Genomic DNA, 22,294 nt, shown 5'->3' on the forward strand with positions numbered 1-22,294 from the left:
CACTGGAGCCCCGTGAAGATCCTCGTCGTCGGTCCCGGTGCCCGTGAGCACGCCATCGTCCACGCACTCGCCGCGGAAGCGGTGAGCGGCGAGGCGCACGAGATCCACGCCGCGCCGGGCAACCCGGGCATCGCCGCCGGGGCGACGCTGCATCCGGTCGACGTGCAGGACGGTGCCGCCGTCGTCGCGCTCGCCCGCGAGATCGGCGCGGAGCTGGTCGTCGTCGGCCCCGAGGCACCGCTGGTGGCCGGCGTCGGCGACGCCCTGCGCGAGGCGGGATTCCCCGTGTTCGGTCCGGGCGGCGAGGCCGCGCGCCTGGAGGGCAGCAAGGCGTTCGCCAAGGAGGTCATGGCCGCGGCAGGCGTGCCGACCGCGATGGCGCACGTGTGCACGGACCTCGACGAGGTGGCCGCCGCTCTCGACGCGTTCGGCGCCCCCTACGTCGTGAAGGACGACGGCCTGGCGGCCGGCAAGGGCGTCGTCGTCACGGAGGACCGCGACGCGGCGCTGGAGCACGCGCGCGTCGCGCTCGGCGCCCGCGACGGCGCCGGCCGGGTCGTCGTCGAGGAGTACCTCGACGGCCCGGAGGTCTCGCTCTTCTGCGTGTGCGACGGGACGACCGTCGTCCCGCTCGCCCCGGCCCAGGACTTCAAGCGCATCCACGACGGCGACGAGGGCCCGAACACCGGCGGCATGGGCGCGTACAGCCCGCTCCCGTGGGCGCCGCCGGGCCTGGTGGACGAGGTGGTGTCCCGCGTCGCGCAGCCCACCGTCGACGAGATGGCCCGGCGCGGGACCCCGTTCAGCGGCGTCCTCTACTGCGGGCTGGCGCTCACGTCACGCGGGATGCGCGTGGTCGAGTTCAACGCGCGGTTCGGGGACCCGGAGACGCAGTCCGTGCTGGCGCGCCTGGTGACGCCGCTGAGCCGCGTCATGCTGGCCGCCGCTCGTGGCGAGCTCGTGGACCTGGGGCCGCTGCGCTGGCGGGACGAGGCGGCGGTCACGGTCGTGCTTGCGTCCGCCGGGTATCCGGCGTCGTCCCGCTCGGGCGACCCGATCGCGGGGATCGAGGAGTCCGAGGCGCTCGCCGGCGTGCACGTCCTGCACGCGGGCACGGCGCTGTCCGACGACGGCGCGCTGGTGACCGCGGGCGGTCGGGTGCTGTCGGTGGTCGCGCTGGGCCGGGACCTGCGGGAAGCCCGTGAGAGGGCCTACGAGGCGGTAGGAAGGATCTCCCTGCCCGGCTCCCAGCACCGCACGGACATCGCCGCCAAGGCGGCCGCGGGCACGCTCACGGTCCCTGCCTGAGGTCTCGACGAGCCCGGCCACCGACGGCGGAACCCGCCGGTCCCCTGCTGGACGCGTTCGAGACGAGGTCTCGTGTACGCGGCCACCGGGTACCGACGGGTCCCTCTCATGCCGGTGCGGGATGTTGCTCCGTCAGGTCTCGATCAGGAGCAGGTCACCGTCGCCGAGCTCGGGGCGGTGCCGTTGGCGGTGAAGCCGAACGACGTCGACTGGCCGGCGCCCAGGGTGCCGTTCCAGCCCACGTCGCTCGCGGTGATGGTGGATCCGCTGACGGTGTAGTCGGCGTTCCAGAGGCTGCCGATGGTGGTGCCGGCGGGCAGGGTGAACTGGGTGGTCCAGCCGGTGGTGCCGCCGGAGCCGGCGGTGACGGTGATCTGGCCCTGGTAGCCGCTGCCCCAGTCGTTCACGACGTCGAACTCGGCCTCACAGGTGCCGGGATCGGTCGTGGGGTCGTCGGTCGGGTCATCGGTCGGGTCGTCCGTTGGGTCGTCGGTGGGGTCATCCGTGGGGTCGTCGGTCGGGTCGTCCGTGGGGTCGTCCGTAGGGTCGTCCGTAGGGTCGTCCGTCGGGTCCGGCGTGGAGCCGTCCCCGATCGGCGGGTAGGCGTTCGCCACGAGCATCTCGAACTGGTCCTGGAACCACCAGCCCGACAGCGGGGCGTCGGGCAGCGCGCCGGTGTAGTTGCCGTCGAGCTTGTCCGCCTGGTAGGTCGGGTCGCACATGCGGTCGAAGCCCTTGCCCTCGTCGTTCGGGATCTCCTCGGAGGCGCCGTCGGACTCGCCCGGCGGCTTGACCCACACGAAGGCATGCAGGTGCGACTCCGCGTAGCCGGCCGGGGACACGGTCGGCCGCTCGCCGATACCGGCGCCGTCGGGGTTGCACCAGGCACCGCGGTGGGTGCGACGGTCCACGCGGGACTCCTCCACGTAGGTGTTGAGGTCGTTCGACGACGACGCCGACGTCGGGCGCTCCGAGCCACCCCAGCCGTTACGGGAGGTGTCGATCAGCATGCCGATGCGCGACGGCGCACCCGCGGCCACCATCCGGTCGTACAGGTCCGCGGTCCAATCGATCTCGTCGAAGTCCGGGTTCCACTGGTAGTACTCCGCCGAGCGCACCTGGCCGCCGCCGACCTGCAGGTTCGGATCGGTCAGGAACGGCTCCTCCAGCGGCGTCGAGTTCGCCGTGTTGGTGACGAAGCCCGCCACGGCGTCCCAGCCGTAGGTCGAGCCCCCGACGACGTTCGCGAACTCCTGCGCGCTGCCGCTCGCGTTGTCCGGCCAGCCCAGCCAGCCCGAGTGCGCCGCGTCGATGTACGAGTAGACGTTGCCCACCTCGTACAGCTTGTCGAGGGCGTACTGCACGCCCTCGCGGTAGTACGGCGCGGACTGCTGGCAGGCCGGGTGGGACGAGTTCGTCACCATGTTCGGCAGCGAGTCCGGCTCGATCACGGCCGAGATTCGCAGGTTCTCGTACTCCGGGCGGTCCAGGATCTCGGCGATCGCGTCGATGTACTCGGTCTTGTAGCGCTCCATGCCCTCGTCCGTGGCGGGCAGTTCGCCGTTCGACGCCAGGGCGAAGCAGTCACGGCCGGGCAGGTCGTAGACAACCATGTTGAACACCAGCGGGCTGCCACCGGCCTGTGCGACGGCCTGATCGAGGTGCCACACCAGACCGTGCTGCCGGTCGATACCCTCGATCGCCTGGATGCGGTCCATCCACACGTGAGTCGGCTCGTTCGCGATGGCGCGCATGTCGTCGCCGAGTGAGCCGCCGGCGATGTCGGCGGCCTCCAGCACGTCCTCCCGCCAGTCGGGGTTGACGTACTGCGTCGCACCTTCATACGGGTTGCCCACGGCCGCGGTGGCTGACGGCGCCGCCGCCAGCGCGACCAGGGCCGACGCGGCGACCAGTGCCCCCGTCGCTCCGGCCGCGATTCCTGCGCGCACCTTCTTCTCTCGTTGCACGATGCCCTCCCGGGTCGTCCTCTTGGCGCGTGCCTTCCGGCCCTCCTCGGCGGTGGGGCCGGCGGCACCCGCACCCCCGCAGGCCTTTCTGCGGCGGCGGGTGAATCGTTGCCCGGGCGATGACTTGGACGACACCAGACGAATCGTTTAACAGGGACTCGCTGTCGCCAGGCCTCTCAGCGAGGGTCGGGCGGTGCGGTGGAGCCCCGGACCACCAGTCCGCCGGCCGCGACCGTCGTGGACGGCGGCGCCTTCTCGCTCTTCGTGCCGTCGGCGTGCAGCACGCCGAGCAGCACGTGCCCGACGGCGTTCCCCAGGCGTTCCACCGGATACGGCACGGCGGTGAGCGAGGGTGTGGTGAGCCGGCACGCGGCGGCGTCGGTCCCGGCCACGACGGAGAGCTCCCAGGGCACGGTGATGTCCAGGCGCCGCGCGACGTCCAGCACGACGCCGGCCGTGACGTCGTCGTCGGTCACGACGGCGGTGGGGTGGCTCCCCGAGGAGAGGAGCGAGCCGACCGCGGCCGCCGCGCGGTCGACACCGTCGCCGGAGACCGCTTCGAAATCGATTCCGTTCTTGCCCAGCGCACCCGCGAGCGCGGTGGCTCGTCGCCGCGTCGCCAGCAGGCCCTCCGCGCCGGTGAGCATGGCGACCCTGCGGTGCCCCAGGTCGGCGAGGAACTCGCCGACCTGCGCGAACGCCGTCGCGTCGTCGAACACGACGCTGCGCCAGGCGGGCGGGGCGGGGGCGGACGGGTCGCCCACCATGACCGCGGGGGCGGGCAGATGGCGCAGGGCGGCGAGGCGGGCGTCGTCGGACCGCAGGCCCGTCACGACGAAGCCGGCGTACCGGCGCTCCGCCCACCACCGCCGCATGAGGTGCGCGGCCTGCTCCACGGTGGTCGCCGTGTGGACCGCCAGGGTCACGTCAGCGGCGTCGAGCACCTCGGACGCGGCGGTGACCAGGTCGAGCGTCGATGCGGCGCGCGACCCGGCGGCGCCGTCGTGCACCACGATGAGGGCGGCGGCGCCGGGGCCGGCGCGCAGCGAGCGTGCTGCCGTGGCGGGCCGCCAGCCGAGTTCGTCGGCCACCCGGAGCACGCGCTCGCGCGTCACATCCGCCACGCCGCGCCGTCCGTTGAGGGCGTAGGAGACCACAGCCGTCGAGACGCCGGCCGCGCGGGCGACGTCGACGATCGTCGGTCGTCGCGCGCCGTCGCCGGAACGTGACCGGCCACCCCGGGGTGAGGCGGGAATTCCGTCCTTCCCGGACCGGCTATCTGGATCTTCGTGATGATTCGGTCGCGCCGTCGAGACCATTCCCGTAGCATGCCCTGTTAGCCCATACTTTGCACAGCGTCGACGAGGACGGGGTGTGAGCATGACATCTGTAAGGGGCAAGTACTCATTGGCGGTGCTGTCGCCGGTGGTCGGTGGTCACTACTTCGGCAAGGTGCTGGCGGGGGTGTCCCGCGCGGCCCGGGCGGGAGGCCACCGGGTCGTCGTCGTACAGACGTACCCGGCCGACCTGGAGCGCGCCCAGTTCCCGGAGGAGCCTCCGGTCGGCGTGCCGGTCGGGCTGGACGCCGCGGACGGCCTGATCGTGGTGACGACCGCGGTCGACGCCGAGACCGTCGAGCGCCTCGGCGCGGAGGACCGGCCCATGGTGCTGGTCGGGGAGCACTCACCTGGCGCGCAGGCGCCCGCCGTCGCGCCCGACAACGCCGGAGGTGCGCGCGCGGCCGTCGAGCACCTCATCTCGCACGGCCACATCGAAATCGGTTTCGTAGGGAGTCTGCGGCAGTCCGACATCGTCGAGCGCTACGAGGCGTACCGGGCCACGCTGCGCGACCACGGCATCGAGCCGCGGGACGAATGGGTCTACCAGGCCGCGGACAACCAGGAGGCGGCGGGGGCGGCGGCCGCGCGGCAGGCGCTGAGCTCGGGCCTGCCGACGACCGCGACGTTCGTCGCCACCGACCGCAACGCCGCCGGCTTCACGAGGATGCTCCAGGTCAGCGGGCTCGCCCTGCCGAAGCGGCAGGCGGTGGTCGGATTCGATCACTCCGACCTCGGCGCGCGCATGCGCCCCCGGCTGGCGACCGTGGACCCGCACCACGACGGCGTCGGCGAGCTCGCCGTCTCGCTCCTCGTCGCGCAGATCCGCGGCGACCGCCCGCGGGGCCGGCACCTGTCGGCCGCGAGCCTGATCACCCGCGAGTCGTGCGGCTGCCGCGAGGCGAGCGTGGGTCCGGTGCAGGGCACCGGCGGCGGGGAGTCGACCTCCTGGGCGCGCCTGGCGGGCGTCGCGGGGATCGTCCTGGACGGCGCGGGGGCCACGCCGGGCATCGATGCATGGATGCGCAGCGTGCAGCGGATCGTGCGCGGTGCCGACGCGCTCGCCGTGCTGCCCGACGCCGACGCGCTCGCCTCGCTCGTGGACATCACCCGGGCGCTGCGACCGCATCCCGAGGCCCTCGAGCAACTGGTGCCGGCCCTCCGCTCGGTCGAGGAGGAACTGGCCAAGGCCCGCAGGGGCAAGACCCGCGCCCCCGGGGAACCGGGGCCGACGGCGCGGCGCCGCGCCGTGGCCCGCGCGATCACCGACGTCATCGTCGCGCTCAGCACCGGGTGCACGCAGACGCTCCTGGCGCGGGCCGGCCGCCTCGAACGCACGATCGGCGAGCAGTACGAGCTCGACCTGGGCCTCCTGCACGCCGACGCACCCACCATCCGGACGCTGCGCTGGCTGCCCAAGGGCCACCGCGGGCCCGCGACCCTCGCGCTCTGGTCCGACGCGGCCGAACGGCTCGCCCATCCGCCGGTGCCCGACGACGTCCCCAGGCCCGGCCTGCGGGACTACGCGGGGGAGATCGACAGCCCCGCCCCGCGGCCGCCCGCGGGTACCGCGGCGGACCCGGCGCGCGAGCTCACCGTGGTCGGCACGACGGCGACCTCCCCCCAGGCCCGGGCGCTCGTCGGGACCAAGCTGCCCGTCGCGTCGTTCCCCACGCGAGCCCTGCTGGACTCCGCGGACGGGATCGCGTTCGTCATCCCCGTCACCTTCGACACGAGCGACTGGGGACTGCTGCTCATCGGCGGCGCCATCGACACGCACACCACCAGCGCCCGCGACAAGTTCGACCACTGGGCTGCCATGCTCGCCGTCGCGCTGGACCGCGAGGCCCGGCACGTGTCGCTGCGCACGCAGCGCGCCACGCTCGCCGACATGGCCGCACGCGAGCGGGCGCTCGCCCTGGACCTGCGGGCGGGCCAGGTGCGGTACCGGCTCGTCGAGGAGGTGGCGCTCGAGGGCACGTGGGACTGGGACATCACCACGGGTCACGTGTACTACTCGCGCACCTGGAAGTCGCTGCTCGGCCTGGGCGACGACGAGGTCGGCGCGAGCATCGAGGAGTGGACCAGCCGCGTGCACGCCGACGACCAGCGCGCGGTGCGGTCGGCGATCGCGCGGCAGCTCGCGGGGGCGTGCGTGCCCCTGGACCTGGAGCACCGCCTGACGGCGGCGGACGGCCGCGAGCTGTGGGTCCGTGCCCGGGCCACGACGGTCACCGACGACGCCGGTGTGCGGGCCCGGATGGTCGGCGTCCTGATGGTCCTGGGCCTCGAGGGATCGGCGGGCGGGACGCCGTGGCGCACCTCACGCGTGCGTCCACAGGCGGATGCCTCGCCGTTCTCCGCCTCCCAGTAGACTCGGCACCGGAATCCGCTCGTCATTCAAGGAGCCCCCGTGGGACGCGTCGTCGTCGAGGTCATGCCCAAGCCCGAGATCCTGGACCCCCAGGGCAAGGCCGTGGTCGGGGCGCTGCCGCGCCTCGGGTTCACGCAGTTCACCGGTGTCCGCCAGGGCAAGCGATTCGAGCTGGAGGTCGACGGCGAGGTCACGCCGGAGATCCTGGAACAGGCTCGCAAGGCGGCCGAGCAGGTGCTGTCCAACCCGATCATCGAGGACGTCGTCGCCGTGGCCGACGCTTCGGAGGGCGCCGGGGCTCCCGCCCCGGAGCGCGCCGGGCTCGCCTGATGGGCACGCTGAACAGCGCCCGGATCGGCGTCGTCACCTTCCCGGGCACGCTCGACGACCGCGACGCGGCACGTGCCGTCCGCCTTGCCGGTGGTGAGCCCGTCGCGCTCTGGCACGCGGACGCCGACCTGCAGGACGTCGACGCCGTCGTGCTCCCCGGTGGCTTCTCCTACGGCGACTACCTGCGGGCCGGAGCGATCAGCAGGTTCGCCCCCGCGATGGCCTCCGTGATCGACGCCGCGCGGGGCGGCATGCCGGTCCTCGGCATCTGCAACGGTTTCCAGGTCCTCACCGAGGCCCATCTGCTGCCCGGGTCGATGATCAAGAACGATCACCTGCACTTCGTCTGCCGCGAGCAGACCCTGGTGGTCACCAACGCGAACACGGCGTGGACCAACGAGTTCGCCACGGGGCAGCGGATCACGATCCCCCTGAAGAACCAGGACGGCCAGTTCGTCGCGGACGACGCCACGCTCGACCGACTCGAGGGTGAGGGCCGCGTCGTGTTCCGCTACGACGGCTGGAACCCGAACGGCTCGCGCCGCGACATCGCGGGCATCACCAACGAGAAGGGCAACGTGGTGGGGCTGATGCCGCACCCGGAGCACGCCGTCGAGCCGGGATTCGGTCCGGCCGGCGCGGACGGCCCGCGCGCGGGCACGGACGGGCTCCCGTTCTTCCGGTCCGTCCTGGCCTCGCTCGTCGGGGCGTGACGATGGCGGTCGGGGCGCACGACGGCGCGCTCGCCGAGGCCGAGCACGGGCAGGTCGTGGTCGAGCGGGTCCCGTTCGAGCATCCGGAGGCCGTCGAGCTGCGCCTCGCCGCAGTGGCCGAACTCGCCGAGCGCTACGGGGACGACGGCGACGCGGCCGAATACTTCGACCCGGCCACGATCGTCGCGACGGTCGTGATCCGAGTCGGCGGCGTCGCCGCCGCGGGCGGCAGCGTCCGGGACATGTCCGGCGCCGACGACGGCGTGGGCGGGCGGCATCCGCAGGGGACCGGCGAGGTCAAGCGGGTGTTCGTCGGACCCGGCTTCCGCCGCCGCGGTCTCTCGACGCGGATCATGGGGGAACTCGAACGGTCCGCCCGTGAGGCGGGCCTGACCCGGCTCGTCCTGGAGACGGGTACCGAACAGCCCGAGGCGATCGCCCTCTACAAGAAGCTCGGCTACGAGCGGATCGCGCCCTACGGCAAGTACGCGGGCGAGGAGGACCAGCGCTGCTACGGCAAGGCCCTCTGCTCTGCGTCGAGATCGTCCACGAGCCGGCATGAGGTTTCCGCCCTAGTTAGGTAGTGTTGGTGCAGGTCACAAAGTGTCTGCTCCGCGTGGGCGGAGGCCAGTCAGCGAGTGAGGCGTCCCTTCGGGTGCAACAGCACGGCGAGGGCCAGAGCAGAGACCGCGAATTTCGTAGCGCCCCAGTTCCGCGGAATCGGCGGCAGCCACCTGCTGGGTCAGGTACTTATACCCTGACCTGAAAGTGGGGTCATCTGCGGGAGTGCTTGCCGCGCGTGGCGTCGAAGTCGCGCCGCGGCATGACGCGTTCGAGTGCAGCCCGGGCCGGGGCGCTCGGGGCGCCGAGCACGACGCACCTAGCACCGACACTCGTCAGTTCCTTCTCCAGCCGCTTGCGGGCGGCCGACAGGATCGCGTCGCCGGGCAGGATGACGAGATCGGCGCCTTGGTCCATGGCCTGTTTGGTGAGCTGGCTGATCGTGGCGGCATCGCGACTGTCGTCGATCACGTGGGCCAGCAGGTAGCCGTGGTCGTGGGCGTGGGTTTGCACGACGGCGAGTTGCGAGGCGTCGCGGGCGTAGCCGAGCGCGACGGCGTTCTGGGACATGTCGCTCGTCATCTCCGGGTTTTCGGTCGTCGTCGGTGGTGCCTGAGGTGCGGGTCGGGACCGAGGGGCGTCGGTCCCGACCTGCCTGGGTGCCCGCCCGGGGGTGGGCGGGTTTGCGGGGGACGCTGTGCAACCAGGTGCACGGGTTCCGGGGGTGCGCGTCCGGCCGCAAGACGGGAAGGTTAGGAAGGCTAGGACGGGGCGTCTATCGCCGTGCCCGTGAGGCGCACTGCATGCTGAGTAGTACGGCGAGCAGGGCGATGTACCCGATCAAGACCCACGTCACGATGTCGCCTCGTCCGCAGGCTCGAGTTCGTGCGGGGCCAGGAGCGCCCGGTCGAACCCGCCGCGATCGATGTGCACACGCACCTCCCAGGCGCCGGGGCGATCGATCTCGACGACCGTTCCGGTCGCACCGAGCAGCAGGCGGGGTCCGTCCACGACCCGGACCCGGTCACCCACCCGCCACTGCGCCGGGCGGCGTGCTGGGCCATGGGCGTGCTCGGCGGCAAAGTCTTCCTCGCCCTCGAATATGCTCATCGTGCTCCCGCCCCGGTACTCGCCGGCACCGGCCGGGACTCTCGGGTGGACAGGGTCAGGGTGTCCAGTGCGGCGGCGGCGCCGTGGTGGTCGATCGAGCCGGTGATGTAGTCCGCGGCATCCTTGACACTCTGCGCTGAATGCCCCATGGCGAAACCGTGCCCGACCTGGCGCAACAGCCGGATATCGTTGGCGCCGTCGCCGATCGCGGCGGTGTCGTCGGGGTGGATCCCCAATCGCCGGCGCAGCGCACCTGCCTGGGTCGCCTTGGACAGGCCGCGTTTCGTAATATCCAACCAGTCGGTCCCGTTCGGTGTCGCGGTGCAGCCCGTGCCCTCGATCTGCGGGGCGTACTGCGCGATGCCCGGCGCATGCACGACGGCGCGGGTCACGTGCTCGGACCACAACACCTTCTCGTGCACGACGTGCTGCAGACCGTTCAACCGACCCTCCGGGAACGGCCGGTTCACCCGCCACCCGACCCCGACCTGCTCCACCGCCATGGACACCTGGGGTTCCACGGCCATCGCCACGGTAAATGCGGCCCACGGGTCGAACACCCGGGTGTGCAAGACCTCGAACGGATGACGACGGTTCCCCGTCAGCTCCCCGGTGACCGCACCGTTCGACGCGATGAAGAAGCTGCCCTTCACCAGCCGCAACTGCTCCGCAATCGGGAGAATGCCGACGACCGAGCGGCCCGTGCACGGCACCACCAAGATGCCCTTGGCCACCGCTGCGGCCACCGCTCGGCGCGCTGGCTCCGGCACAACATCGCCCCCCGCTGGGAGAAGCGTGTCGTCTGCGTCGACGAAGGCCACCTTCACCGGACGGCGTGGGGTGGCGGCTCTCCTCGCGCTGTTGTTCTCCGGTATCGGGTAGGGGGTCTGGGCTGTCATGGGTGCCTCCTGGTGACGCGCTGCTGGTTCGTGACCTCAGCGTCCTGTGCGCCGGGAAGCCTCGACCACGAACGGTTGTCGCACTTGCGCTGACATTTCGTGGAACCATGAGTTGCCGCGACTGGCGCGAATCGGGGGTGGGTACGTGAAGCACTGGACCGGGCACGAGAGCAGGGCACTTCGCGAGGCGTCGCGCATGAGCGTGCGTGATTTCGCTGCTCACCTGGGCATTTCGGATCGGATCGTGTCTCGCTGGGAGGCCGCTGGTTCGGCGATGACCCCGCGGCCGGTGAACCAGGCCGCGCTCGACACACTCCTGGAATCCGCATCCGAGCACGTGCGAGAGCGTTTCGCCGCCGCCGTTCGTGGTGGCACGATCGATGGAGAGGGTTCCGTCGAGTCGGAGGAAGACGTGCGACGTCGTGAGTTCCTGCGCCTGGCCGGTCTTTCGGCCGTGACCGCGTGGGTACCGCACGCTCTGAATGACGGCGACAGCACAGACCTGATGGCTGCGGTCGTGGGTCCGACAGCGCACTACCGCCGACTTGAGCAGACCTTCCCCACCGCACCCCTGTCGGACGTTGTCCGTGGGCATACGGCACTCGCCGAGACCGTTGTCCGCGACTCCCTGCCGACACCCTCCGGGTACGCGGCATTGGCCGAGCTCGCCGGATTCAGCGCGTGGCTGCACCTGGACCAGGGCAACCACGGTGCAGCGCGCGTCCAGTACCTGACCGCAGTCGGTCATGCCGAGCGCGCAGAACATCAGTTGCTGACCGCGTACATGCGGGCCTCGCTCGGCGCGTTCGCGACCGAGGCCGGTGACACCAGGGCCGGACTCGCACTGCTGGAACAGGCCAGGACCGAGGTGAGGGCGGACGTTCCCGCACCCGCGCACGCGTGGCTGTCCGCACAGCTCGCCGTCGCCCACGCCATGCTCGGTGAGCACAGGGCGGCCCGCGCCGAACTGCGCACGTGCGAACGCCTCGCCGCAAGCAGCAACGAACAGGCACAGTGGCCATGGATGTTCCGGTTCGACGCGGCCAAGGCAGCCCGCTACGGAGCGCAAACACTTGGGGCGCTCGGCGACGTCGCCGGTGCGCGAGAGACCTACGCCCTCGCCGCGCCATCACTGACAGCGCCCAAAGCTCGGGCCGTCGCGCAGGTCGACCACGCCGCAGCGCTGGCGGACGCCGGTCACCTGGCCGAGGCATGCACACTGGCCACTGACGCCGTTCGCACCGGGCGGCGGTTCGGCTCGGAACGGATCATCGGCGGTGTACGCCGCTTCCGGTCAGGGCTCCCGGCACGGTGCACGGCCGCCACCGACCTCGACGATGCCCTGGCGGGTCTATACGCAGGGTAGATACGCTCCAGCACCATGACTCACGTCGCGTTCGCCGGCCACCGAGGACTACCCGACGACGTCGTTCCCCTCGTCGACCGTGCTCTCCGCCAGGTACTCACGCGGTACGACGGCGAACTGGTCGGGATCTCCTCGCTCGCCGACGGAGCGGACACGCTCTTCGCCCGCGCCGTGCTCGACGCCGGTGGCCGGCTCCGGGCCGTCATCCCGGCCACCAACTACCGCGAGGCCCTGCCCACCGAGCACCGCCCGGTCCTGGACGATCTGCTCGCCCATGCGGCCGACGTCGTCCACCTCGACCACCGCGACTCGACCAGCGAATCCCACATGGCCGCCGCGCAACGGATGCTCGCCGACGCCGACGAACTCATCGCCGTCTGGGACGGAAAGGCCGCACGCGGCTACGGCGGAACCGCCGACATCGTCACCGAAGCACGACGACGGCGAGTCCCGGTGGAAGTGGTCTGGCCAGAAGGAGCGCGGCGCGATTGACAAAGGGCGCGGTCTCCTCGACACCGTAGTGGAGCGCCTCACTCACCACCGCCGACGCAGAGCAGGTGGCCGTCGTACATCACTCCACGGTGGGTGTGAGCTCTGCCCGGGCGCGTCAGACCGTCACTACGATGCGGAGTGCTGGCCCACGGCCGATCTGCAAGCCCTGAGATGGCTGAGCTGGACCAGAGGGCCGCCGCGTACCTCGCGACAGCTTGATCCGACCTGAGCTGAGGAGACTGATGGAACCGATCGAGATGATCCCCGTTGCGCGCGTGATCGGCGGGGGACGGAGCCGACCGATGACTTCTGGGGAGGGACCCGGTCGATCATCCGGATCGACGGCGACCGGTTCCCGGTCGAGGCGACCAAGGGGCTGGAGGATTTCTCCCACCTGGAGATCGCGTTCCATTTCCACCTAACCGACCAGACTGACCTGCACCCTGGCGCGCGTCGTCCGCGCAACAACCCTGACTGGCCCGAGGTCGGGACCTTCGGGCATCGCAACATGCGCCGTCTGAACTGGCTCGGCGTGAGCAGGTGCCGGCTCATCGACGTCGACGGCCTCGATCTGCACGTCGAGGACCTGGACGCAGTCGACGGAACCCCGGTGCTCGACATCAAGCCGTGGTTCACCGAGTTCGGCCCGCGTGGCGAAGTCAGGCAGGCGGCGTGGGTGACCGAGATGCTCACCGACTACTTCGCCGAGGGCGCCGACTCAACCTCGCGATGACCACGGGCGGGCCGAGCGCAGTCTTGCCGCGATGCAACACATGAGCGGAGCACTCCGGGGCCGGCGCGTCCTGCGCGATGGCCACTAGCGGCTTCGCCTGGACGGTGGTGCTCGCTCCTACTCCCCGCGCAGGTACCTCAGCTGCGCCGTGACGCTCTGCCGGGCCGCGCCCAGGACGCTCGGGTCCACGTCGGTGTAGACGATCCCGACCACCGCGTCCGCGAGCTCCGAGATGTCCGCGCCCCGGCCGTCGTCGGGCACACCGAGCCGGTCCAGCGCCCCGCGCACCTGCTCCAGCCGGTCGATCCGGTGGGCGCGGTACAGGCGCGCCGCCGTCGCCAGGTCGCCGACCGGACCGCCGTGCGCGGGGAGCCCGAGGGTGTCGGCGCCCGCCGACTCGAGGACGTCGAGGCTCTCGAAGTAGTCACGCAGGGAGCCGTCGGGCTCGGCGATGACCGTGGTGCCCTGGCCGAGCACCGTGTCCCCGGTCAGCACGACGGTCTCCGTGTCCGCCGACGCCGGTCCGCCGCCCGGATTCCCGTCATCTGCCGCTCGGCCGCCGGCCGCGCCGGATCTCGGCCCGCTGACCACGAACGACACGGAGTCCCGCGTGTGCCCGGGCGTCGTCAGCACCTCGATGCGCACCCCCGCCACGTCGAGCACCTCGCCTCCGCGCAGGGGGTCCCCGCCCAGGCAGAACTCGGGGTCGCGCGCCCGCACGGGCGCGCCGGTCCGTTCCCGGAGCCCGGCGGACCCGGCCGTGTGGTCCGGATGCCGGTGCGTGATCAGGACCAGCTCGACCGGCCCGGCGGCGGCCAGCGCGTCGAGATGGTCGTCCAGGTCCGGCCCGGGGTCCACCACCACGCACTCCCTGACGCCGGGCGCCCGCAGCACATACGTCCGGGTCCCGTCGAGCGTCATCGGCCCCGGGTTGCCGGCCCGCAACATCGACACGAACGGCGTCAAGATCCTCACGCGCCCACGCTACGCGCTCGCGACCGCGATGCCTGCCGGGAGGGAAGCCGCGTACGCGTCGGCCGTGTGTCCCCGTGAGGCGGTCGGCAGTTCCGTGAGTGATCGGCAGCCGGAACTGCCGATCACTCACGGACGGACCGATCAGACGTCTGGCCGGATCGGCACTTGCCTCACCACGGCCACTTCTTCACGGTGTACGCCCGCTCCACCGTCTCCCTCAGGCTGTTCCCTGCCGCGTCCGTCACCTCGGCGCGGAGTGACACCGCCTCGGTGCCCCACGGGGCGTTCACCACGGTCACCCCGTTCCTGACCCGGGCCTCCTTCCAGGTTTCGCCGCCGTTCGCGGACCACCACAGGCGCACGGTGGCGTCATCTTCGGCGCCGGCGACCTCGACCTCGACCTTCGTGCGCCGCGGCGCGGCGCCTTGCAGACTGATCCCAGCGACGTCGTACCGGACGTCGGGCAGTTCCTTCCTCACGAGCTCGTCCTCGCCGACCGGCTCGGCGTGGAACGTCCACTCACCCGTGACGCGCGTCGCGGTGTACCACCGTTCGGACGCCGGGATCCCTTGGTAGGCGACCCGGTAGTCCGCGCCGCCGGGCGGCATCGTCAGCTCGGCCCATCCGGGTGCGTCGTCCACGACGACCTCGCCGTCCTGCCACACGGTGAGGCGCTCGTCGTCCCCGCCCCAGCCCAGGAACGTGTTCCCGGCCGAGTCCGACCAGCCGCTCGGGAAGACGGCCAGCAGGTCTCCCCACTGCAGCACGTTGCCCTGCGGGGTGCGGGGCGCCCCGCCGATCGTCGCGTCGACGGTCGATCCGGGCTCGTACGCGGTCAGGGGCGAGTCGTAGCCGCCCAGCATCTCCGTCCCGTCGGGTGCGTCGTAGAACGTGCCATGGAACCAGTTCACGTCCCGCGCGCTCACGTACTCGGTCCGGATCCCCGGGTCCACGGGGATCAGCAACGCGGAACCGGAGAACCGGCCTTCCGGCAGAGCGCCGCGGCCCGCCGAGATCACGACGTCCCGCGCCGGTTCCGCATACGTCATGTTCACGGCCGCCAGGTCCGAGCGGCGTGCGGTGAACGTCCCCGTTGTCACCGGAGACTGCTGGAACACCAGGTCGTAGGTGTACGAGCGTGCCTTCCCGCTCGAGGTCGGCCGGTCCAGGTGCGCCAAGGTGACGTGGTCGAACTCACCGATCGTCACCGGCAGGGTCGGCGTGATGAAGGCATCGATGTCGTCGACGAGGAACCCCGTCGACAGGCTGAGCCCGTTCGCGTCGGTCCGCTGCTCTTCCAGGCCGAGTTGCGCCGTCGTCGCCCTGCGCGGCGTGTCGATCGACACAGGCAGGGCCTCACGCGCGTCGAGCGCAACGGTCTTGTCGGCAGTGACGGTCACCTCGGGCGCGAACGCGTCGGTGAGCTGTGTGAACGTGCCGTTCAGCATGCTTGCCGCGACCGAGTAGTGCCCCGCGGGGACGCGCAGGGTGTGCGTCGTGTCCTCGATGAGGTCGAAGGACAGGAACTGCTCGGAGTCGTCGACGTTCATCACGGCGAGGTCCTTGATGCCGTCGCTGAGGGGCTCCCCGTCCCGTCCGATGAACTGCACCTCCAGGTCGAACAGCTCGGGTTCCTTCTCCCAGCCCACGGGGGTCCGCACCGTCGCGCCGTCCGGGCCGGTCGCCGTGACCGCGCCGGAGTACCGGCCGATGGCCCCGGGCGCATGGTCCACCGTCACGGAGACCTCGGCGGTGCCGTTCGCCGGAACGGTCACCCGCTCGTCGGAGACGGACGCGCCCTCGGCGGCCTCGCCGTCCGGACCGGTCACGGCGAGATCCACGTCCAGGACGACATCCTCGTCGCCGGTGTTCCGGTACGTGATCGTGCCCGACGCCGTGCCGTCGTGCGGGTACTCGAAGGCACCGAGCGAGACCGACGCCGGGTCGGCCACGACCGGCTGCTCGATCGCGGTGGGCATGAAGACCCGCCCCGCACCCTCCTCGAACACGGACGCGCCGGTCGGGTCCGCCGACCCCATCAGTACGGCCTTCAGCTCGGGCGCAGTCAGGTCGGGGCGGGCCTGCAGCACGGCTGCCGCTGCGCCCGCGACGTGCGGGGCCGCCATCGAGGTGCCGCTCGCGGCCACGTAGTGCTCCCCGACGGGGCTGCCGAGCTGCGTCCCCGCCGCACGCGCGGCGACGATCCCCTCGCCGGGCGCGACGATGTCAGGCTTGATCGCGCCGTCGATTCGCGGCCCGCGGCTCGAGAAGCCGGTGATCAGGTCGTCGTCGTCGACCGCGCCCACCGTGAGGGCCGACGACGCCGAGCCGGGCGTCCCGATCGATTCGTCCATGCCGTCGTTGCCTGCCGCGATGACGAACAAGGCGTCGTGCTCTGCGGTCAGCTGGTCGACGGCCAGCGCCATCGGGTCCGTGCCGTCGGTGTACCAGGACGAGCCGAGGGACATGTTGATGATGTCCGCACCCTGCGAGGCGGCCCACTCCATGCCGTCGATGATCGACGACTCGTCCCCGAACCCGTCGTCGTCCAGCACCTTGCCGACCATGATGCCGGCACCGGGAGCCATGCCGGAGTTCACGCCGTCGGACGCGTCGCCGGACCCGGCCACGATGGAGGCGACGTGGCTGCCGTGCCCCTGCCCGTCGACGGCGGATCCTGTGCCGGTGAAGTCCTCCTGTGCCACCACGACGTCGCCCAGGTCGGGGTGGGTCGCGTCGATGCCCGTGTCCAGGACGGCAACCGTGACTCCGTCGCCCGTGAAGCCCGCCTCCCATGCCTGGGGTGCGCCGATCTGCGGTGCCGAGTCGGCGTCGAGCGCTCGCACCGGCCCGTCGAGCCAGACCCGTTCGATCGCGGGCGCTTCCTCCGCAGCCCGCGTCGTGGCCTCGCCGGCCTGCGCGCGCAGGGCCTCGATCAGTTTTGCGCCCGCCACGGCGTCGACGTCGTCGGACACGGCGCGGACGGACTCCAGGGTGCGCTGCGGCGTGATGCCGGCTGACTTCCAGTCGGCGCGGGTGGCGAGGGCCGAGACGCCACTCGGCTGCCCGGTCTGCTGCACGATGACCGGCAGTGTCGGCCGATCGCCGAATCCGGCGTCGGCCAGGGCGGCGACGTCGAACAACTGCTCGTCGAGCGTCTCGCCGACGAACCCGGCGACGTCGGCCGGGATGACGTACAGGTGCTCGCCGTGGCTGCGCTGGAGGAACGGGATGTCCTCGCGTCCTTCGGCGCGGCGGATCGCGGCCGTCCGGCTTCCGTCAGGGGCTGTCGTGACGGCGACGCGATCACCCGTGAGGAGCGGGACCGTGACGGTCTCGGCCGACCCGGGGGTGATTCCGGCGGCGACCGTGTCTTCGGATGAACCTCCTGGCTCCGCGGCCGCGCTCGGGAGCAGGCATCCACTCGCGAGGAGCGCGGCGGCGAAGGCCGCTACGGTGACTGATCGGGTACGCAAGGGTGGGATCCCTTCGTCGTTCCGGTAAAGCGGTCATCTGCGACACATCGGAAAGTGCTCTCCGAACGTAAACCTGAGCGACCTCGGGGAACAACGAAGGTATTTGGGCTGCGCTGAAATGTGGGATGGATCACAAAAAGGCCGGTGCCCTGGCCGTGGCCAGGACACCGGCACAGAGCCTGCGCCTACGACGCGGCCAGCGCCTGCTCCACGTCCTCGACGACGTCCTGGACGTCCTCGAGCCCCACGGACAGCCGCACCGTGGTCTCGCTGATGCCCACCTTGGCGCGGCCTTCGGCGCCCAGCTTGCGGTGGGTCGTCGTGGCAGGGTGAGTGATCAGCGACTTCGCATCGCCCAGGTTGTTCGAGATGTCGACGATCCGCAGCGCGTCGAGGAACGCGAACGTCCGCTTCTTGGCACCGTCGGCGTCCGTCCCCGGCGGGACGTCCAGGTCGAAGGTCACGACGGTCCCGCCGCCCGACATCTGCGACCGCGCCAGCTCCGCCTGCGGATGCGAGTCGAGGAACGGGTACCGCACCCCGGTGGCGCCGTCGAACCCCTCGAGCGCCCGGGCGACCTCCAGCGCCGACGCCGTCTGCGCCGCGACCCGCACCGGCAGCGTCTCCAGCCCCTTGAGCAGGGTCCACGCGTTGAAGGGCGACAGCGACGGCCCGGTGTTGCGGATCAGCGTCTGCACCGGACCGGTGATGAACTCCGAGGTCCCGAGGATCGCGCCGCCCAGCACGCGCCCCTGCCCGTCGATGTGCTTGGTCGCGGAGTAGACGACGACGTCGGCCCCGAGCTCCAGCGGGTGCTGCAGCAGCGGCGTCGCGAACACGTTGTCGAGCACGACGGTCGCTCCCGCGCGGCGCGCCAGCTCGACCACGGCCCGCACGTCGACGACGTCCTGCATCGGGTTCGACGGCGTCTCGAAGAACACGACGTCCGCCGGCTCCGCCAGCGCCTCCTCCCACTGGGACAGCACGTGGCCGTCGACGTAGTCGGTGCGCACCCCCCACTTGGCGAGGATCTCGTCGAAGATGACCACGCTCGACCCGAACAGCGCGCGGGCCGTGACGATCCGGGACCCGGACCGCACCAGCGCCGCCAGCGCCGTGAACACCGCGGACATCCCGGTCGCCGTCGCGTAGCAGGCCTCCGCGCCCTCCAGGACGCGCAGGCGCTCCTCGAAGGTGTGCACCGTCGGGTTGCCGTAGCGCGAGTAGACGAACCGGTCCAGGTCGCCGGAGAACGCCGCCTCGGCGTCCGCCGCGGAGTCGTACACGTAGCCCTGCGTGACGAAGACGGCCTCGCTGGTCTCCTGGAACTCCGTGCGTGCGTGCCCGCCCCGGACGGCAAGGGTCCGCGGACGGACGCCGGCCGGCAGAGGCTTGCGCCCGGAGCCGCCGGGGACGGCGTCGGGCGGGAAGGCTCCGGTCGTCGTCACGCGTCGGCCTCCGTCACCGGCAGGTCGCGAACCTTCCAGCCGCTGTGGTTGCGGACACCGTCCGGCCCCGCCGGGCCCTCGAACCCCTCGAGCACGTTGTACGACGGCGCGATGCCCGCGCTCGTGGCCAGCCGCGCGGCGCCGATCGACCGCTGGCCGGACCGGCAGAGGAACACGACCGGGCCGCCGGCCGCGCCGACGCCGGTCTTCAGCTCTTCCAGGAACGCCGGATTGGGGCGGCCGTCGGCGTGCACCCACTGCGCGAACACGACCCGCTTGTCGAGCGAGCTGACGTCGGGCACGCCGATCGTGCGCCACTCGCCCTCGGTGCGGACGTCCACCAGCGTCGCGTCCGGGTCGTCGCCCAGGAGATCCCACGCCTCCTGCGGGGTGATGTCGCCGGCGTAGCCCGCGGCGGGGCGCGCGGCCGGCCGCCGGCCGAGGCTCGCGGGGGTGTCGGATTCGGGGTTGCTCATGGCACTCCTCCCATCGGCCGTGGCGTTAGCACCCTGGCCCGGGAGCGCCGCACGTGCGCGCGGGTCCCAGCGGGTTGCTGCGGGGTCGACGTGCCACGTCACTCGCCCGCTCGGGATGGTCGACGCGATCGTACGTCACCAGGATGAGCCGATCACACAGTGAGACCAGAATGTGGACGCTCTTTGACGCCCCCGTCCGGGGATCGCAGGATGACGCCAGGTCATGAGCGCCAGCGACAAGCCCCGGCTTGCTGGCCGGCAACCCTCCTCTCGCGGTGGGGTGCCCCGGGTGACGACCTGGCCGCGTTCGAGACCGCTCGTGGCAAGCGCGGGGACCACTCCCCCAGGACTCGCTGGAGGGCGCCATGACGGCAGCCACCGACACCACGACCACCCCTGGCACGGTCGGCCGGACCGCGCCGCTCCTGCCGGTCGTGGGACACGACACGCTCGTCCCGCTCGTCGACGGGCGACGGGTCACGTACTCCAACCTCGACGTCGCGGCCTCCGCGCCCGCCCTCGAGTCGGTCGCGGAGCGCGTGGCCGAGACCCTGCCGCTGTACGCCAGCGTGCACCGGGGCGCGGGCTACCTGTCCCAGGTCTCCACCGCCCTGTACGAGGCGTCCCGCCGCGCGATCGGCGCGTTCGTCGGTGCCCGCGAGGACGACCTCACCCTCGTCACGCGGAACACCACCGACTCCCTCAACCTGCTCGCCGGATGCGTCCCCGCCGACCCGGTCACGGGCGCGCCGGGCCGGGTCCTCGTGCTCGACGTCGAGCACCACGCCAACCTCCTGCCGTGGCAGCGGCTCACCGACGCCACCGTCCTCACCGGAGGGGCGACCGTGGCCGACACCCTCGCGCAGGTACGCGGCGAGCTGGCCGACGGCGCGTCCGCCGGCAGGCCCTACGTTCTGCTGGCCGTCACCGGCGCGTCCAACGTGACCGGCGAGTCGCTCACGATCGCCGACCTGGTCGAGGCCTCCCACGAGCACGGTGCGCGCATCGTGCTCGACGGCGCCCAGCTCGTCCCCCACCGCCGGTTCTCCCTCGCGGACAGCGGCGTCGACTACCTCGCCTTCTCCGGCCACAAGACCTACGCGCCCTACGGCTCCGGGGCCCTGGTCGGCCGCCGTGACTGGCTCGACGCCGGCACGCCCTACCTGGCCGGCGGCGGCGCCGTCCGGCGCGTGCGGACCGGGGGCACCGACTGGCACGACGGGCCCGCCCGGCACGAGGCCGGCTCCCCGAACGTGATCGGCGCCGTCGCGCTCGCCGCCGCGTGCGAGGCGCTCGCCGCGCTCGACCCGGCGGAGGTCCGCGAGCACGAGGGCGAGCTGCGCCGCCGTCTGGTGGGCGGCCTGGAGGCGATCGACCGGGTGTCCGTGGTGCGCGTCTGGGACGACGCCGTCGACCCCGTGGGTGTGGTGACGTTCACCGTCGCGGGGTACGACCCGGGGCTCGTCGCCGCGTACCTGTCCGCCGAGCACGGCATCGGCGTGCGCGACGGGCGGTTCTGCGCGCACCCGCTCCTCGGGCGCCTGGGGTTCGACGCCGGTGCCGTGCGCGCCTCGGTCGGTGTCGGGACGGCCGGCGAGGAGGTGGAGCGGCTCATCGCCGCGGTTCGCGCGCTGGTCACCGACGGTCCGCAGGCACAGTACGACGTCGTGGACGGGCTGTGGGTGGTGGTCGACGACCCGCGGCCGGTGCCGGAAGGGTCCGGGCTGGCCGGGCTCCTGGCCACGGCCGCCGCCGGTTACCTCGCGGATGTCGCCGCCTGCCTGCCCGACGAGGTGTGACCCCGCGGCTCCGGGCGACATATCACTATTGATTTCCCTTCACCACATTTCTTGAACGCGCGCAATATCCCCCACAGGGATACCTTCGTGACGTGCCGGAAGTGTCCCGAGGTGACATACCTCGGCACGGCGAGAATCATCTCGAAGGGGGAAGGGAAAACATCACCATGGACTGGATGTCAGGCCTCACGCATGCCTGGAGCTCGATCGCAAGCTTCGTCCCGAAGCTTCTCGTGTTCCTTGTCATTCTCTTCATCGGCTGGATCATCGCGAAGGCGATCGCACGGTTCGTCGGCATGATCCTGAACCGGGTCGGCTTCACGAAGCTGCTCGACAGGGCCGGGGCCGGGCGGATGCTCGCCGGGTCCGGCGTCGAGCCGATCTCGCTGCTGACAAAGATCATCTACTACTTCATCCTGCTCATCGTCCTGCAGCTCGCGCTCAGCGCGTTCGGGCCCACCAACCCGGTGAGCGAGATCGTCAACGACATCGTCGGCTGGCTGCCGCAACTCGTCGTCGCGATCGTCATCGTCGTGATCGCAGGCGCGATCGCGAATGCCGTCAAGGACCTGCTCACCTCGACGATGGGGGGCGTCTCGTACGGCGAACTGGTGGCGAAGATCGCGCAGGTCGCGATCCTCTTCCTGGGTGTCGTCGCCGCTCTGAACCAGATCGGTATCGCGGTGTCGGTCACGACGTCGGTGCTGACCGCGGTCCTGGCGACGATCGCCGGGATCCTGATCGTCGGCGTCGGAGGCGGCCTCATCGGCCCGATGCGGACGAAGTGGGAGGGCTGGCTCGCCGGAATCGGCGGGCCTCTCGGCCAGGACGGCACCGCACGGGCGGGCGGGGCGCAGCAGCCTCCGGCGGGTGGCACGTACGCCCCGCCGAGCAACGGCTGACCCGCGACGTCGGCCCCGGCGCACGGTG

The 22,294-nt window shown here is 71.8% G+C and carries 19 protein-coding genes and 1 riboswitch; of the genes, 10 read left to right on the plus strand and 9 right to left on the minus strand.

The annotated features are described in order from the left end of the window. Positions 1 to 12 precede the first annotated feature (12 nt). Complete coding sequence (purD, locus tag ACYVK5_RS02110) at positions 13 to 1,308, plus strand: phosphoribosylamine--glycine ligase (RefSeq protein WP_460701632.1); 1,296 nt, start codon at positions 13 to 15, stop codon at positions 1,306 to 1,308. Positions 1,309 to 1,451: 143 nt separating this feature from the next. On the opposite strand, the gene ACYVK5_RS02115 is transcribed toward purD, so the two are convergent. Both ACYVK5_RS02115 and ACYVK5_RS02120 read right to left on the minus strand, forming a co-directional pair. Continuing rightward, a complete protein-coding gene (locus ACYVK5_RS02115; RefSeq protein ID WP_460701633.1) occupies positions 1,452 to 3,410 on the minus strand; it encodes a glycoside hydrolase family 6 protein in 1,959 nt (652 codons plus the stop codon). Positions 3,411 to 3,451: 41 nt separating this feature from the next. Beyond that, on the minus strand, positions 3,452 to 4,531 hold the full coding sequence (locus ACYVK5_RS02120; RefSeq protein ID WP_460701727.1) for a LacI family DNA-binding transcriptional regulator: 1,080 nt from the start codon (positions 4,529 to 4,531) through the stop codon (positions 3,452 to 3,454). Between the two features lie 124 nt (positions 4,532 to 4,655). On the opposite strand from ACYVK5_RS02120, the gene ACYVK5_RS02125 reads away from it, so the two are divergent. The 4 genes from ACYVK5_RS02125 to ACYVK5_RS02140 are packed head-to-tail and all read left to right on the plus strand — an operon-like array spanning position 4,656 to position 8,613. After that, positions 4,656 to 6,986 carry a substrate-binding domain-containing protein gene (locus tag ACYVK5_RS02125; RefSeq protein ID WP_460701634.1) on the plus strand — a complete coding sequence of 777 codons (2,331 nt, stop codon included), beginning with the start codon at positions 4,656 to 4,658 and terminating at the stop codon, positions 6,984 to 6,986. A 39-nt stretch (positions 6,987 to 7,025) separates the two neighbouring features. After that, the gene (purS, locus tag ACYVK5_RS02130; RefSeq protein ID WP_460701635.1) at positions 7,026 to 7,316 is read left to right on the plus strand and encodes a phosphoribosylformylglycinamidine synthase subunit PurS; all 291 of its coding nucleotides are present in this window, start codon (positions 7,026 to 7,028) and stop codon (positions 7,314 to 7,316) included. Further along, positions 7,316 to 8,029, plus strand: coding sequence for a phosphoribosylformylglycinamidine synthase subunit PurQ (purQ, locus tag ACYVK5_RS02135; RefSeq protein WP_460701636.1), 714 nt, complete (start codon positions 7,316 to 7,318; stop codon positions 8,027 to 8,029). Before purS ends, purQ begins: the two co-directional genes overlap by 1 nt. A gap of 2 nt (positions 8,030 to 8,031) precedes the next feature. After that, positions 8,032 to 8,613, plus strand: coding sequence for a GNAT family N-acetyltransferase (locus tag ACYVK5_RS02140; RefSeq protein ID WP_460701728.1), 582 nt, complete (start codon positions 8,032 to 8,034; stop codon positions 8,611 to 8,613). Between the two features lie 190 nt (positions 8,614 to 8,803). Here ACYVK5_RS02140 and ACYVK5_RS02145 read toward each other — a convergent pair whose 3' ends face one another. From ACYVK5_RS02145 to ACYVK5_RS02155, 3 genes are all read right to left on the minus strand, one after another. Further along, on the minus strand, positions 8,804 to 9,160 hold the full coding sequence (locus ACYVK5_RS02145; protein ID WP_460701637.1) for a hypothetical protein: 357 nt from the start codon (positions 9,158 to 9,160) through the stop codon (positions 8,804 to 8,806). A gap of 282 nt (positions 9,161 to 9,442) precedes the next feature. Continuing rightward, complete coding sequence (locus ACYVK5_RS02150) at positions 9,443 to 9,700, minus strand: hypothetical protein (RefSeq protein WP_460701638.1); 258 nt, start codon at positions 9,698 to 9,700, stop codon at positions 9,443 to 9,445. Beyond that, positions 9,697 to 10,521: an HAD family hydrolase gene (locus ACYVK5_RS02155; RefSeq protein ID WP_460701639.1), complete on the minus strand. Its 825-nt coding sequence runs from the start codon at positions 10,519 to 10,521 to the stop codon at positions 9,697 to 9,699. The genes ACYVK5_RS02150 and ACYVK5_RS02155 overlap by 4 nt, the downstream gene beginning before the upstream one ends. A gap of 322 nt (positions 10,522 to 10,843) precedes the next feature. On the opposite strand from ACYVK5_RS02155, the gene ACYVK5_RS02160 reads away from it, so the two are divergent. The 3 genes from ACYVK5_RS02160 to ACYVK5_RS02170 all read left to right on the plus strand — a co-directional run bounded on the left by ACYVK5_RS02160 (position 10,844) and on the right by ACYVK5_RS02170 (position 13,190). Beyond that, positions 10,844 to 11,965 carry a hypothetical protein gene (locus ACYVK5_RS02160; RefSeq protein ID WP_460701640.1) on the plus strand — a complete coding sequence of 374 codons (1,122 nt, stop codon included), beginning with the start codon at positions 10,844 to 10,846 and terminating at the stop codon, positions 11,963 to 11,965. 15 nt (positions 11,966 to 11,980) lie between these two features. Then, on the plus strand, positions 11,981 to 12,457 hold the full coding sequence (locus ACYVK5_RS02165) for a hypothetical protein (protein ID WP_460701641.1): 477 nt from the start codon (positions 11,981 to 11,983) through the stop codon (positions 12,455 to 12,457). Between the two features lie 331 nt (positions 12,458 to 12,788). Beyond that, positions 12,789 to 13,190 carry a TrmO family methyltransferase domain-containing protein gene (locus ACYVK5_RS02170; protein ID WP_460701729.1) on the plus strand — a complete coding sequence of 134 codons (402 nt, stop codon included), beginning with the start codon at positions 12,789 to 12,791 and terminating at the stop codon, positions 13,188 to 13,190. Positions 13,191 to 13,307: 117 nt separating this feature from the next. Here the strand turns inward: ACYVK5_RS02170 and ACYVK5_RS02175 are convergent, their stop codons facing one another. From ACYVK5_RS02175 to ACYVK5_RS02190, 4 genes are all read right to left on the minus strand, one after another. Then, positions 13,308 to 14,138 (minus strand): MBL fold metallo-hydrolase, encoded by an 831-nt coding sequence (locus ACYVK5_RS02175; protein WP_460701730.1) that lies wholly within the window; start codon positions 14,136 to 14,138, stop codon positions 13,308 to 13,310. Positions 14,139 to 14,335: 197 nt separating this feature from the next. Next, positions 14,336 to 17,641, minus strand: a complete 3,306-nt coding sequence (locus ACYVK5_RS02180) for a S8 family serine peptidase (protein ID WP_460701642.1) — start codon at positions 17,639 to 17,641, stop codon at positions 14,336 to 14,338. A 185-nt stretch (positions 17,642 to 17,826) separates the two neighbouring features. Continuing rightward, positions 17,827 to 19,089 (minus strand): O-succinylhomoserine sulfhydrylase, encoded by a 1,263-nt coding sequence (locus tag ACYVK5_RS02185; protein ID WP_460701643.1) that lies wholly within the window; start codon positions 19,087 to 19,089, stop codon positions 17,827 to 17,829. Next, positions 19,086 to 19,565 carry a rhodanese-like domain-containing protein gene (locus ACYVK5_RS02190; protein ID WP_460701644.1) on the minus strand — a complete coding sequence of 160 codons (480 nt, stop codon included), beginning with the start codon at positions 19,563 to 19,565 and terminating at the stop codon, positions 19,086 to 19,088. Before ACYVK5_RS02190 ends, ACYVK5_RS02185 begins: the two co-directional genes overlap by 4 nt. Positions 19,566 to 19,784: 219 nt before the next feature. Then, positions 19,785 to 19,900: riboswitch (SAM riboswitch) on the plus strand. Between the two features lie 30 nt (positions 19,901 to 19,930). On the opposite strand from ACYVK5_RS02190, the gene ACYVK5_RS02195 reads away from it, so the two are divergent. Beyond that, positions 19,931 to 21,364 carry an aminotransferase class V-fold PLP-dependent enzyme gene (locus tag ACYVK5_RS02195; protein WP_460701645.1) on the plus strand — a complete coding sequence of 478 codons (1,434 nt, stop codon included), beginning with the start codon at positions 19,931 to 19,933 and terminating at the stop codon, positions 21,362 to 21,364. Between the two features lie 176 nt (positions 21,365 to 21,540). Continuing rightward, on the plus strand, positions 21,541 to 22,266 hold the full coding sequence (locus ACYVK5_RS02200; protein WP_460701646.1) for a mechanosensitive ion channel family protein: 726 nt from the start codon (positions 21,541 to 21,543) through the stop codon (positions 22,264 to 22,266). Positions 22,267 to 22,294: the final 28 nt, after the last annotated feature.

The organism is Myceligenerans halotolerans (assembly GCF_054782975.1).

Coding starts and splice junctions, on each gene's coding strand:
- ACYVK5_RS02125 (WP_460701634.1), top strand. CDS start 4,656: ATGACATCTGTAAGGGGCAAGTACTCATTGGCGGTGCTGTCGCCGGTG.
- ACYVK5_RS02200 (WP_460701646.1), top strand. CDS start 21,541: ATGTCAGGCCTCACGCATGCCTGGAGCTCGATCGCAAGCTTCGTCCCG.
- ACYVK5_RS02140 (WP_460701728.1), top strand. CDS start 8,032: ATGGCGGTCGGGGCGCACGACGGCGCGCTCGCCGAGGCCGAGCACGGG.
- ACYVK5_RS02175 (WP_460701730.1), bottom strand. CDS start 14,138: ATGTTGCGGGCCGGCAACCCGGGGCCGATGACGCTCGACGGGACCCGG.
- ACYVK5_RS02195 (WP_460701645.1), top strand. CDS start 19,931: ATGACGGCAGCCACCGACACCACGACCACCCCTGGCACGGTCGGCCGG.
- ACYVK5_RS02165 (WP_460701641.1), top strand. CDS start 11,981: ATGACTCACGTCGCGTTCGCCGGCCACCGAGGACTACCCGACGACGTC.
- ACYVK5_RS02190 (WP_460701644.1), bottom strand. CDS start 19,565: ATGAGCAACCCCGAATCCGACACCCCCGCGAGCCTCGGCCGGCGGCCG.
- ACYVK5_RS02145 (WP_460701637.1), bottom strand. CDS start 9,160: ATGTCCCAGAACGCCGTCGCGCTCGGCTACGCCCGCGACGCCTCGCAA.
- purQ (WP_460701636.1), top strand. CDS start 7,316: ATGGGCACGCTGAACAGCGCCCGGATCGGCGTCGTCACCTTCCCGGGC.
- ACYVK5_RS02150 (WP_460701638.1), bottom strand. CDS start 9,700: ATGAGCATATTCGAGGGCGAGGAAGACTTTGCCGCCGAGCACGCCCAT.